This is a genomic window from Streptomyces sp. NPDC048560 (genome assembly GCF_040650955.1).
In the GTDB taxonomy this organism is placed as follows: domain Bacteria; phylum Actinomycetota; class Actinomycetes; order Streptomycetales; family Streptomycetaceae; genus Streptomyces.
Genome location: NZ_JBEZIJ010000001.1, coordinates 1,267,109 through 1,279,697, shown reverse-complemented (window position 1 = coordinate 1,279,697; position 12,589 = coordinate 1,267,109). Strand labels below are relative to the sequence as shown.

The window sequence follows — 12,589 nt, the reverse complement described above, 5'->3', positions numbered from 1 at the left end:
GAGTCCTGCAAGGTCAGTCGGTCTTCTTGAGCTGGAACTGCCAGATGCCCGTGAGCCTCTTGCCCTGGGTCTCCACGATGCTGATCTGCGTCTTGTCCGTGGTCTCGCCGGTCTGGCTGGCGAAGAAGGCACTGCCCGGGATGGACCGGTAGGTCTTCTTGTAGGGCTCCTGCTCGGCCTGCTGGCCGTTGATGAAGAGCGTCCAGCCGTTCTCGGCGATCTCCGGGTCGACGCCGAAGCGGACCTTGTCGTCCATCGCCACGTCGATGGAGTGCTCTGCCTTCTTGTTCAGGCAGCCCTGAATCAGCGATTCCTTGATGGGATCGCCGTCGTTGTAGCAGGACGCCTCGACGCCCACCGACTTGTCGCCGACCGTCACGGTCGCGAGCGGCGTCGGCTTGTCGCAGGCGGACAGGACAAGGAGGCCCGCGGACACGGCACCAAGAGCGACGCCGATTCGACGGCCCTTACCTGAGAAGAACGCAACGGTCATGGGCCGAAGGCTATCGGTCGCCCGGGCTCACGCCACGCGGGGGTGCGGCGTGCCGCGCCGCGCGGCGCTCAGCAGCCCCCGTACGGCGGTTGCGGCGCCCAGGGCGAGAATGCCCGCGGCGACCGCCATCCCCAGTACTCCGTTGAGGGGGAGGGCGATGCCGATACCGCCGCCGACCACCCACGCCATCTGGAGCAGGGTCTCGGAGCGCGCGAACGCCGACGTGCGGACCTCCTCGGGCACGTCCCGCTGGATCATGGCGTCCAGCGACAGCTTCGACAGTGCCTGGGTGAACCCCGCGACCGCTCCGAGCGCGGCGACCATGACGGTGGAGAAGAAGATCGCGGCCAGCACGGCGACGCCGAGCGCGAGGCCCAGCACCGTCGCGATGATCAACTCGGGGCCGCGGGCCCTGAGCCAGGAGCCCACCGCCGTACCGCAGGCGTTGCCGACGCCCGCCGCGACACCGACGATGCCGAGCGACACGGCGGCGCTCTGACCGGCCAGCGGGTGATCGCGCAGCAGGAACGCCAGGAAGAAGATGAGGAAGCCGGAGAGGGCCCGGTGGGAGGCGTTGGCCTGGAGGCCGTGGAGCACCGACGGGCCGACGGACCGGAGGCCCGGTGGCTTGTCCTTGGCCCGCTTCTCGCCGTCGACCCTGCTGCCGTTGGTCCTGTCGCCCTTCCGGGCGGGCGGCCGGCGAAGGGCCTCCTCGTCGTGCGGGACGATCAGGCGGGCCCTGCGCTCGCCCTTCGCGGAGTCGACCTTGTGCGGCAGCGTGAAGGCCAGGAACGTCCCGGCCAGGAAGATCGCGCAGGCCCCGTAGAGCGGCCACGCGGAGCCGATGGTCTGGAGCCCCGCCCCGATGGGCGCCGCGACACCGGTGGCCAGCAGCCCGGCGAGGGTGACCCTGGAATTCGCCTTCACCAGGGAGAAGCGGGGTGGCAGCAGCCGTGGCACGACGGCGCTGCGGACCACTCCGTACGCCTTCGAGGAGACCAGGACGCCCAGCGCCGCCGGATACAGCTCCAGACCGCCGGTGGCGACCGCCCCCGACATCGTGATGGCGAGGAGCGCCCTGGCGAGCATCGCGCCGGCCATCGCCGCACGGCGGCCGTGGGGCAGCCGGTCGAGCAGCGGACCGATCACCGGGGCGAGGAGCGTGAACGGCAGCATCGTGATGGCGAGGTAGAGCGCGACACGGCCGCGGGCCTCGTCGGTCGGTACGGAGAAGAACACCGTCGAGGCGAGGGCGACCGTGATCATGACGTCGCCCGCGCCGTTCACCGCGTGCAGTTCGATCAGTTTGCCGAGGCCAGACTCACCGGCGCCATGGGCGTGGGTCGCCTTGCGGATGCCCTTCGCGGTGCCTGTGAACGGGCGGTGCAGGGCGCGACCCATCGACCGGCCCGCCGTGCGAAGCGGGCCGGGACCGTCGTGCGACCTGGCGGCAGCCACCCCGTCATAGTGCCCCAACCGCTGCCGCGGTGAACCATGATCGGCGCGACAGGGCCGTGGACTCCGCTCCGTCGGCTCAGTGGACACCGGGACCGGCGGGGGCGCGGAGGCGTACGCGCACGCCGGTGTACGGGCGGTGCGAGGGTGGTGCGGGGGTGGTCCGGACGCGGACGGAGACATGGATCGCGAGGCAATTCGCGAGGCCGGAAATCGGCCCGGAGGACCTCCCGGCCGGGACACGCCGGGGGCGCCGACACCGGACAGGGCACCGGATACGGCCTTGTTTGGGACACGCAGGTGGGCGGAGAGCGGCGGAGAGGGTAGCGTGCGTAACGCGCCACCGGCGGTTGTTCTTGGCCGCGCGCCTCTCGGCGATCCCGCAGAATGGGTGACAGAAGGCGCGCCCGAGGCAGGCACAACGGGTGTGGACGTCGACGCGGCCCCCAGGTCCGCTCCGCCCACAGCTGTCATGGCCGAAATCGGCAATCGTGTAGCAGCTGGCGCGCTCGAGACGGCGTATGGAGAGAAGCGAGACCTGTGAGTGCTGCGACGACGCGAAGCCGTACTGCCCGTACCCCCGCGCCCGACCGCCTGTGCGCCGAGGCGGTAGACCTCGCCCGTGCGGCGGCCGAAGAGGCTGCCGCGCCCGGCGTGGTCGGTGAACATGTGTCCCTGGTCTCCGAGGGGGACCGGGTCGTCACGCATTTCTTCGAGTGCAAGGAGCCCGGGTACCGGGGCTGGCGCTGGGCGGTGACGGTCGCCAGGGCCTCCCGTGCCAAGAACGTCACCCTCGACGAGACGGTGCTGCTGCCCGGTTCCGACGCCCTCCTCGCGCCCGAGTGGGTGCCGTGGAGCGAGCGGCTGCGGCCCGGTGACATGGGTCCGGGCGACCTGCTGCCCACCGAGGCGGAGGATCTCCGCCTGGAACCCGGCTACACGGGCGAGGACGAGCCGCCGCCGAACTCCGTGGAGTCGGAGGAGACCGAGCTCTCCGAGGAGCTCGCGGACCTCGTCGACACGGAGGACGCGGAACTGACGACGCTGCCGCGTGGCACGAGCCGCGGCTCGATCGGTGCGGTCGCGGACGAACTGGGTATGCGGCGTGCGCGGGTGCTGTCCCGGTACGGGCTGCACGTGGCGGCGGACCGCTGGGACGAGGCGTTCGGCGCGAAGACCCCGATGGCCCAGGCGGCGCCCGCGGCATGTGACACGTGTGCGTTCCTGGTCCCGCTGGCGGGCTCGCTGAAGCAGGCGTTCGGGGTGTGCGCGAACGAGTTCGCTCCGGCGGACGGGCGTGTGGTCTCGCTGTCGTACGGGTGCGGTGGGCACTCGGAGGCGGCGGTCATGCCGAAGCCGCCGAAGCCGGCGCCGCACGCGCTGGACACGTTGCAGGTGGACGAGTATCCGTTGCGGCCGGCTCGCGACAGCGGCTCGGTCCCGGTGGACGCGGACGTGGCGCCGGAGGACCTGGGCCACTCGTAGCCCCGGCGGGCCGGGGCCGGACACGGCGCCCGGCCCCTCCGGGCCCTGCTTCGTCCTCGAGCGCGGACGGGCTTGAGACGCGGGGGCCTTTTTCCGGTGCCGTCCGACAGGCGCACCGGTCCGTACTCAAGCGCCGGACGGGCTTGATGTGCGGCCGTCCGGTCGGTGCACCGGCCGATGGCCTTTTTTCCGGTGCCGGTCCTACCGGCGCACCGGTCCGTCCTCAAGCGTCGGACCGGCTGATTGCGTCGTCGGGCCTTTCCCGGTCATGTGCGCCATCCCAGCCCGTCCTGCGATTGAGGACCCGGGGCGGGCGTCGCGTCACCAGGGCCGGGTAGGCGGGAATGATCCGGCGCAGGTCGGTGGCGCGCACGCGGCCCGGGGCAGGGGCTGGTCAGGCCGGTCGAGCGGGTAGGACATCCGGTCACCCCGCACGTGCTCCGCGTCGTCCACGGCGGGCTCGCGGTACCTTCGGGCGCACACTGGCGTCATGGGTACACCGGGTACCCGCAGGATCAAGAGCGGAGTCAGAGCGTGGGCATGAATGCGACCGAGGGCGCCGATCCGTTCGGAACGGCACGGCTGCGGCGCGGGGTGCTCGATGCCTGGGGCGCCGGCCCCGCCCGGTTCCGTGAGGACGCCAACGCCGAGGAGGACCTCGCGCTCGGCGGCTACCGCGACCGCCTCGTCGTCGAGCTGGCCCAGAACGCCGCCGACGCCGCCGCCCGCGCGGGCGTACCCGGCCGGCTCCGCCTGACCCTGCACCCGGCGGCCCACGACGCCGCCGACACCCCCGCCGTCCTCGCCGCAGCCAACACCGGCGCCCCGCTCGACGCCACCGGGGTCGAGTCGCTGAGCACCCTGCGCGCCTCCGCGAAGCGCGAAGGGCACGAGTCCGCCGTCGGCCGGTTCGGCGTCGGATTCGCCGCCGTCCTCGCCGTCAGCGACGAGCCCGCCGTCATCGGCCGGCACGGCGGCGTCCGCTGGTCCCTCGCCGAGGCGCGTGAACTCGCCCGGCAGGCCGCCGTCGGCAGCCCCGGACTCGGCGACGAGCTGCGCCGCCGCGACGGCCACGTACCGCTGCTCCGGCTCCCGCTGCCCGCCGAGGGCACCGCGCCCGAGGGGTACGACACCGTCGTCGTCCTCCCGCTGCGCGACGGCGGTGCCGAGGACCTCGTCGGCCGGCTGCTCGCCGCCGTCGACGACGCCCTCCTCCTCACGTTGCCCGGGCTGGAGGAGATCGTCATCGAAACGCCTGAGGGCGTACGGACGTTGCGGCGATCCCTGCACGGTGCCTACACCCACGTCGACGACTCCGTGCGCGGCCTCAACCGCTGGCGCACCGTCGCGAACCACGGCCCCGTCGAGCCCGCCCTGCTCGCCGACCGGCCCGTCGAGGAACGGCTGCGTCCGTACTGGTCGGTCACCTGGGCCGTCCCCGTGGACGCGGAAGGGGCGCCGCAGTCCCCGCGTACCACCGCCGTCGTCCACGCCCCGACGCCCACCGACGAACCCCTCGGTGTGCCCGCCCTGCTCATCGCCTCGCTGCCGCTCGACACGGCCCGTCGCCACCCCGCCCCCGGCCCCCTCACCGACTTCCTGGTGCAGCGGGCGGCCGACGCGTACGCCGAACTGCTCGCCCAGTGGCAGCCCGTGTCCACCGCCACGATCTCGCTCGTCCCCGGACCGCTCGGCAAGGGCGAACTGGACGGCGCGCTGCGCGGCGCGATCCTGGAACGGCTGCCCCGCATCGCCTTCCTGGCGCCCGCCGCGCCCCACGACCCCTCCGTCGAGCCGGACCAGTGGGACAGCTGGGAGGGGCCCGGCGACGGTGGCCCCGGCCGGACCACCACCGCACTGCGGCCCGTAGAGGCCGAGGTCGTGGAGGGTGTCGGCGCGGAGACCGTGCAGGTCCTCGCCGAGGTGCTGCCCTGTCTGCTGCCCGCAGGACTTGAGCGCCGCACCGAACTGCGCAGCCTCGGTGTCGCCCGGGTCCCGCTGACCGAGGCCATCGACCGCCTCGCCGGCCTCGAACGGGAACCGGAGTGGTGGCGGCGGCTCTACGACAGCCTGGCCGGCATCGACCCCGACCGGCTCTCCGGACTGCCCGTGCCGCTGGCCGGGGATCCCGAGGCACCGGACGGGGGGAAGCCCCGCACGACGATCGGCCCGCGTCAGGTCCTCCTGCCGCTGCCCGACGCGCTCACCGGTCCCGTCCTGGCCCGGCTGGCGCGCCTCGGCCTGAAGGTGGCCCACCCGGACGCCGCCCACCCGCTCCTGGAGAAGCTCGGTGCCCTGCCCGCGACGCCCCGCGCCGTCCTGACGACCCCGCAGGTGCGGGCCGCCGTCGCCGGTTCGCTGGACGCGGGCGAGGTGTGGGACGAGGACGCGCTGGACGGCGACGAACTCGCGGAGACCGTCCTCACCCTCGTACGCGACGCGGAGCTCGCGCCGGGGGACGAGCCCTGGCTGGGTGCGCTCGCCCTGCCCGACGAGGACGGCGAACCCGCTCCCGCCGGTGAACTCGTCCTGCCCGGCAGCCCGTTCGCCCAGATCATGCGGGAGGGTGAACTCGCCCTGTGCGAGCAGGAACTGGCCGACCAGTGGGGTGAGCAGCCGCTCACCGCCTGTGGGGTGCTGGCGACGTTCGCGCTCGTACGGACCACGGACGTGGTCCTCGACCCGGACGAGCTGGAGCCCCGCGACAGCGACTTCGCCGAGCCGGACGACGCCGGACTCCTCGACGCCGTCGACGTGTGGTGCGAGGACGTGCTCGACCAGCTGCCCGACACCCCGGTGCCGCCGGTCGCCACCGAGCTCGTCGCCGTGCGCGACCTGGACCTCGTCGACGACGACGCCTGGCCGCAGGCCCTCGCGATGCTCGCCCTGCCCCCGCTGCGCGACGCGCTGACCCAGCCGGTGCGGGTGCTGCTCCCGGACGGCACCACCCAGTCGGTGCGCCCGTACACCGCCTGGTGGCTCCGGGACCACCCCGTCCTCGACGGCCGGCGCCCCGCCGGCCTGCGGGCGGCGGGCGGCGATCCCCGGCTGGCCGGGCTGTACGACTCCGTCGACGCCACCGGCTTCGACGACGCGCAGGTCCTGCGCGCGCTCGGCGTACGGACCTCCGTGGCGGCCCTCCTCGACGAACCGGGCGGCGCGGCCGAGCTGCTGGGCCGCCTCGCGGACGAGGACCGTCCCGTCGGACCCGTACAACTGCACTCGCTGTACACCGCCCTCGCCGAACTCGACCCCGACCAGGTGACGCTGCCGGAGGAGCTGCGGGCCGTCGTCGACGACGAGGTGCGGGTGGTCGACGCGGCGGACGCGGTCATCGCCGACGCGCCGGACGTACTGGCGCTCACCGCCGGACTGCCCCTGCTGCCCGTGGCCCCCGCGCGCGCCGCCGAGCTCGCCGACCTGCTCCAGGTGCGGCGCCTCGGCGAGACGGTCGACGCCGAGGTGACGAGCGAGGGCGAGGAGCACCGGGTACCGGACGCGGTGCGGATTCTCCTCGGCGCCGGGACCCCGGACTCGTACATCGAGCACGAGGAGCTGCGTGCGGGCGGCGTCGAGCTGGACTGGCGCCGTACCCCGGACGGGGTGGTGCACGCCGCCACGCTGGAGGGGGTCGCGGCCGGGCTGGCCTGGGCGGCGGGCCAGTGGCCTCGCCGTTTCGAGGTCGCGGCGCTGCTGGAGGACCCGTCCCGTACGGAGGAGTTGGCGCGGGACCGCTGGTTCGACTGAGACGTGTGATCTTCACGCCACATACATCATTCGTACAACCTTTCGGTGCGGTGGTCCGTCTGGTCTATCGAGTCAGCAGACTCATAGACCACACGGACCCCGCAGGGTGCATCACATACCGCGGGGGCCCTTTCTCCACTGGGGAACACATGCGTATTCGTGCCACCGTTGCCGCTGTCTCCGGCGCCCTGGCCCTGTCCGCCCTCGTCGTCCCGGCCGCGCAGGCCGACGACAGCCGCACGTGGTCCAACGACCACACCTTCTCCGCCCAGAAGACGAGCGGTACCGAGCGCTTCGCCGGTTCGGCCGCCGCCGCCGCGGAAGAGCTCCCGGTCTTCACCAAGGCTGTCGTGAACGGCGGCAAGCCCGTCGTCGTGGGCACGAAGTCGCCGCAGACGTACAGCCTGGCCATCACGGCGTCCCACCCCTCAGGTGTGTCCGACATATTCGGTTTCGTCTGGACCGGCGCGAGCATCGACGACGAGAACAGCTTCGGCGTCAACCAGAACGAGGAGAGCTCCTCCTGCACGGCGGTCAGCGCGACCACCACCACCTGCAAGATGACGGTCACCTTCGACCCGGCCGTACTGATCAACTCGGACGCGGGCACGTGGAAGGTGGGCGCCGCCGCGCTCTCCAACGACGGGCAGATCGGCGACAGCGAGTACATCTCCAAGACCTACCTGCAGCGCTTCTCGAAGCTGACCGCGAACGCCGGCCCGGAGCCCGTGCTGAAGGGCAAGACCCTCACGGTCACCGGCAGCCTGACGCGCGCCAACTGGAACACCAACACGTACATGGGCTACACCAACCAGCCCGTGAAGCTGCAGTTCCGCAAGGCGGGCACCTCCACCTACACGACGGTCAAGACCGTCACGTCCAGCTCCACCGGCTCGCTGAAGACCTCGGTCACGGCGGCGTCGGACGGCTACTGGCGCTACTCGTTCGCGGGCACGTCCACCACCCCGGCCGTCTCGGCCGCCGGTGACTACCTCGACGTGCGCTAGCCGACCGGGTAACCAGCTGTACCAGCACTAAGCGGGAAAGCGGCGGCTGACCAGTCGCCAGGCGAACTCCAGGGCAGCCGCCGCCACCGCCGCGATCCCCACCGCCATCCAGGGCATGGGCGCACCCACCAGCTTCAGGGCGAAGAAGTCCTGGAGCCACGGCACGAGCAGCACGATCACGAACGCCAGCCCCATCGCGGCGACCAGACAGAGCCGCCACACGGTGTACGGGCGGGCGATGATCGCCAGGACCCACATCGAGACGAGGAACAGCGTGAGCGTCGCCGCGCTCGTCTCGGCACTCAGGGAGCCCGGTCCGGAGTAGAAGTGCCGCGCCACCAGGTACGTGGTGAAGGTGGCCGCCGCCGCGACGACGCCGGAGGGGATCGCGTACCGCATCACCCGGCGTACGAAGTTCGGCTGGGCCCGCTCCTTGTTCGGGGCCAGGGCCAGGAAGAACGCGGGCACCCCGATCGTGAGCGTGGACAACAGCGTCAGGTGCCTCGGCAGGAACGGGTACTCCACCTGGAAGCAGACGACCAGGACCGCCAGCAGCACCGAGTAGACGGTCTTCGTCAGGAACAGCGTCGCGACGCGGGTGATGTTGCCGATGACCCGGCGGCCCTCGGCGACGACGGACGGCAGCGTCGCGAAGCTGTTGTTCAGCAGCACGATCTGCGCGACGGCCCGGGTCGCCTCCGACCCCGAGCCCATCGAGACGCCGATGTCCGCGTCCTTCAGCGCGAGGACGTCGTTGACGCCGTCGCCCGTCATCGCGACCGTGTGGCCGCGCGACTGGAGGGCGGCGACCATGTCCCGCTTCTGCTGCGGGGTGACCCGCCCGAAGACCGCGTTCTGCTCCATGGCCGTCGCCATGCCGTCGGGGTCGGTGGGCAGCCGCCGGGCGTCCAGGGTGTGCTCGGCGCCCGCCAGGCCCAGCTTCCGGGCGACCGCGCCGACCGAGACGGCGTTGTCGCCGGAGATGACCTTCACGGCGACGTTCTGATCGGCGAAGTAGGCGAGGGTGTCGTGGGCGTCGGGCCGCAGCCGTTGCTCCAGCACCACGAGTGCGCTCGGTTCCGCCCCCTCGGCCACGTCGGGGGCTCCGAGGTCGCCGTTCGCCCGGGCGAGGAGGAGGACCCGCAGCCCCTGCTCGTCGAGGTGCTGGATCTCGGAGAGCACCGGATCCTGGCCGTCGAGGAGCACGTCGGGGGCGCCGAGCAGCCAGGTGGAGGTCCGCCCGCCGCCCTCGGCGAACGTGGCGCCGCTGTACTTGCGGGCCGAGGAGAACGGCAGCGTCCCGGTGCACTGCCAGCCGCCGCCTTCCGGGTAGGCGTCGATGATCGCCTGGAGGCTGGCGTTGGGCCGGGGATCGGACGCGCCGAGCTCACCCAGCACCCGCTGGACGTACGCCTCGTCGGACCCGTTGAGCGGCCGGGTCTCCGTGACGTCCATGCCGCCCTCGGTGAGCGTGCCCGTCTTGTCCAGGCACACCACGTCCACGCGGGCCAGGCCCTCGATCGCGGGGAGCTCCTGGACGAGGCACTGCCTACGTCCCAGACGCACCACCCCGATCGCGAAGGCGACGGAGGTGAGCAGGACCAGGCCCTCGGGGATCATCGGGACGATGCCGCCGACGGTGCGGGCCACCGAGTCCTTGAAGTTGTTGTCCTTGACGACGAGCTGGCTGATGATCAGGCCGATCGAGGTCGGCACCATCATCCAGGTGACGTACTTCAGGATCGTGGAGATGCCGCTGCGCAGCTCGGAGCGGACGAGCGTGAAGCGGGACGCCTCCTCGGCGAGCTGGGCGGCGTACGCCTCGCGGCCGACCTTGGTGGCGGTGAAGGCGCCGCCGCCCGCCACGACGAAGCTGCCGGACATCACCACGTCGCCGGGCTGCTTGAGTACGGGGTCGGCCTCGCCGGTCAGCAGTGACTCGTCGACCTCCAGGCTGTCCGCCTCGGCGACGGTACCGTCGACGACGACCTTGTCGCCGGGACCCAGCTCGATGACGTCACCCAGGACGATCGAGGAGGTGGGGAGCTCGGCGGCGATCCCGTCGCGCCGCACGGTGGGTTTCGCCTCACCGATGACCGCGAGCCCGTCGAGGGTCTTCTTGGCGCGCCACTCCTGGACGATCCCGATCCCGGTGTTGGCGATGATCACGAAGCCGAAGAGGCTGTCCTGGATCGGCGCGACGAACAGCATGATCACCCAGAGCACGCCGATGATCAGGTTGAAGCGGGTGAGGACGTTGGCGCGGACGATCTCGGTGACGGAGCGGGAGGAGCGCACCGGTACGTCGTTGACCTCACCCCGCGCGACGCGCTCGGCGACCTCGGCCGTCGTCAGGCCGGGCGCGCGCCTGGCCGAGGCGGGTGGTCGCATCGGGTGTACGGGGTCGAGTTCGGAGCCGGCGTCGATCCGCTGCGTCATGGTTCCGACCGTAAGGGCGGAACGCCGGGTTCACCCCCCGGAGGGGTCGCTTTCGGCTTCGCCCTCGGCGGCGCGCGCGAGTGCCGCCTCACGGCCCCGGACGTACCAGATGCCGATCAGCCCGAGGCCGGCGCCGGCCAGTGGGGTCCACACCCACCAGGTGTGTCCGTGGTCGTCGAACCAGCCGTAGAAGGGCAGCTGGACGAGGAAGAGGACGAACCAGAGGATCGTGCCGCCTGTGACGGTGGCGACGACGGGGCCCTCCAGGGGCGCGGGTGCCTCGTGCTTCGGTGTCCACTTCTCCATGACCTCAGTGTATGGGGCACGCGCGGACGGCCTGTCGGCCCAGTCGGCCCATGGGTCTACGCGCGGAGATAGCGATCTTCGACTTATATATTCATACTGAATCTGCTTAGGGCTGTCTCGATTTGTTCGTCTGAATGTCCAAAAGCGATCACTTTCCTTCCCCCCTCTACGTGCGACTGAGGTCATACATGTCCCCCTCGGCCATCGCTCAGGTCGATTCCGGCCAGCCGCCGACTCCGCAGCCCCAGGGCGGCCTGGACCGGTTCTTCAAGATCTCCGAGCGGGGGTCGTCGGTCGCCCGTGAGGTCCGTGGCGGTTTCGCCACGTTCTTCGCGATGGCGTACATCATCGTGCTGAACCCGATCATCCTCGGCAGCGCGAAGGACATGTACGGGAACCAGCTCGACAACGGTCAGCTGGTCACCGCCACCGTGCTGACGGCCGCCTTCTCCACGCTCCTGATGGGCGTCATCGGCAACGTGCCGATCGCGCTCGCCGCCGGTCTCGGCGTCAACACCGTCGTCGCCCTCCAGCTCGCCCCCCGGATGAGCTGGCCGGACGCGATGGGCATGGTCGTCCTCGCGGGCATCGTCGTGATGCTGCTGGTCGCGACCGGCCTGCGGGAACGCGTGATGAACGCGGTTCCGAAGTCGCTTCGCAAGGGCATCGCGATCGGTATCGGCCTCTTCATCATGCTGATCGGTCTGGTCGACTCGGGCTTCGTCTCCCGCATCCCGGACATCGCCCACACCACCGTGCCGCTCCAGCTGGGCAGCGACGGCCACCTCAACGGCTGGCCGGTCCTGGTGTTCGTGCTCGGTTCGCTGCTGACCCTCGCGCTCATCGTGCGCAAGGTGCCCGGCGCGATCCTGATCTCCATCGTCGCCATGACGGTCGTCGCGCTGGTCATCGACGCGGTCGCGGACCTGCCGGGCCAGGCGTGGGGGCTCACCGTCCCCGAGTGGCCGGGCAACCCTGTCGCCTCACCCGACTTCGGGCTGATCGGCGAGGTCAGCCTGTTCGGCGGCTTCGAGAAGGTCGGCTACCTCACCGGTGTCCTCTTCGTCTTCACCGTGCTGCTGTCCTGCTTCTTCGACGCGATGGGCACCATCCTCGGTGTCGGCGACGAGGCGAAGCTGATGGACAAGGACGGCAACTTCCCCGGCATCAACAAGGTGCTCTTCGTCGACGGCATCGCGGTCGCCGCGGGCGGCGCGAGCTCCTCCTCCGCTTCCACCTGCTTCGTGGAGTCCACGGCGGGCGTGGGTGAAGGGGCCCGCACCGGGCTGGCCAGCGTCGTGACCGGTCTGCTGTTCTCGGTGGCGCTGTTCCTGACGCCGCTGGCGACGATGGTCCCGTCCCAGGCGGCCACCCCCGCGCTGCTGGCGGTCGGCTTCCTGATCCTGGCGGGCTCGGTGCGGGACATCGACTGGAGCGACTACACGCTCGCGGTCCCCGCGTTCCTCGCCATGGTGATGATGCCGTTCACCTACTCGATCACCAACGGCATCGGCATCGGCTTCATCGCGTTCTGCGTGCTGCGGCTGGCGGCCGGACGGGGCCGCGAGGTCCCGGTCGCCATGTACGTGGTGTCGGCCGTCTTCGTCTTCTACTACGCGATGCCGGCTCTCGGCCTGACGTAACCGGCACGACCCTG

8 protein-coding genes are annotated in these 12,589 nt (G+C 71.5%); 4 read left to right on the top strand and 4 right to left on the bottom strand.

The window, feature by feature from the left end; genetic code table 11:
- Window positions 1-13 precede the first annotated feature (13 nt).
- Both AB0C82_RS05765 and AB0C82_RS05760 read right to left on the bottom strand, forming a co-directional pair.
- Complete coding sequence (locus AB0C82_RS05765; RefSeq protein WP_362836582.1) at window positions 14-493, bottom strand: DUF2771 domain-containing protein; 480 nt, start codon at window positions 491-493, stop codon at window positions 14-16.
- A gap of 27 nt (window positions 494-520) precedes the next feature.
- Window positions 521-1,951: an MFS transporter gene (locus AB0C82_RS05760; RefSeq protein ID WP_362836580.1), complete on the bottom strand. Its 1,431-nt coding sequence runs from the start codon at window positions 1,949-1,951 to the stop codon at window positions 521-523.
- A gap of 537 nt (window positions 1,952-2,488) precedes the next feature.
- Between AB0C82_RS05760 and AB0C82_RS05755 the strand changes: the two genes are divergently transcribed.
- The 3 genes from AB0C82_RS05755 (at window position 2,489) to AB0C82_RS05745 (ending at window position 8,187) form a co-directional block, all read left to right on the top strand.
- Window positions 2,489-3,433 (top strand): DUF3027 domain-containing protein, encoded by a 945-nt coding sequence (locus AB0C82_RS05755; protein WP_362836578.1) that lies wholly within the window; start codon window positions 2,489-2,491, stop codon window positions 3,431-3,433.
- A gap of 540 nt (window positions 3,434-3,973) precedes the next feature.
- A complete protein-coding gene (locus AB0C82_RS05750) occupies window positions 3,974-7,180 on the top strand; it encodes a molecular chaperone Hsp90 (protein ID WP_362836576.1) in 3,207 nt (1,068 codons plus the stop codon).
- Window positions 7,181-7,329: 149 nt separating this feature from the next.
- Entirely contained in the window at window positions 7,330-8,187 is an 858-nt protein-coding gene (locus AB0C82_RS05745; RefSeq protein WP_362836574.1) for a DUF5707 domain-containing protein, read from the top strand.
- Window positions 8,188-8,214: 27 nt separating this feature from the next.
- Here the strand turns inward: AB0C82_RS05745 and AB0C82_RS05740 are convergent, their stop codons facing one another.
- Window positions 8,215-10,626 (bottom strand): cation-translocating P-type ATPase, encoded by a 2,412-nt coding sequence (locus AB0C82_RS05740; protein WP_362836572.1) that lies wholly within the window; start codon window positions 10,624-10,626, stop codon window positions 8,215-8,217.
- A gap of 30 nt (window positions 10,627-10,656) precedes the next feature.
- Complete coding sequence (locus AB0C82_RS05735; RefSeq protein ID WP_362836570.1) at window positions 10,657-10,932, bottom strand: DUF2530 domain-containing protein; 276 nt, start codon at window positions 10,930-10,932, stop codon at window positions 10,657-10,659.
- Between the two features lie 188 nt (window positions 10,933-11,120).
- Between AB0C82_RS05735 and AB0C82_RS05730 the strand changes: the two genes are divergently transcribed.
- Entirely contained in the window at window positions 11,121-12,575 is a 1,455-nt protein-coding gene (locus AB0C82_RS05730; protein WP_362836568.1) for an NCS2 family permease, read from the top strand.
- The last annotated feature ends 14 nt before the right edge of the window (window positions 12,576-12,589 follow it).

Excerpts from the sequence above, each read along its gene's own strand:
- AB0C82_RS05765 (WP_362836582.1), bottom strand. The coding sequence starts at position 493 with ATGACCGTTGCGTTCTTCTCAGGTAAGGGCCGTCGAATCGGCGTCGCT.
- AB0C82_RS05750 (WP_362836576.1), top strand. The coding sequence starts at position 3,974 with ATGAATGCGACCGAGGGCGCCGATCCGTTCGGAACGGCACGGCTGCGG.
- AB0C82_RS05745 (WP_362836574.1), top strand. The coding sequence starts at position 7,330 with ATGCGTATTCGTGCCACCGTTGCCGCTGTCTCCGGCGCCCTGGCCCTG.
- AB0C82_RS05740 (WP_362836572.1), bottom strand. The coding sequence starts at position 10,626 with ATGACGCAGCGGATCGACGCCGGCTCCGAACTCGACCCCGTACACCCG.
- AB0C82_RS05735 (WP_362836570.1), bottom strand. The coding sequence starts at position 10,932 with ATGGAGAAGTGGACACCGAAGCACGAGGCACCCGCGCCCCTGGAGGGC.
- AB0C82_RS05730 (WP_362836568.1), top strand. The coding sequence starts at position 11,121 with ATGTCCCCCTCGGCCATCGCTCAGGTCGATTCCGGCCAGCCGCCGACT.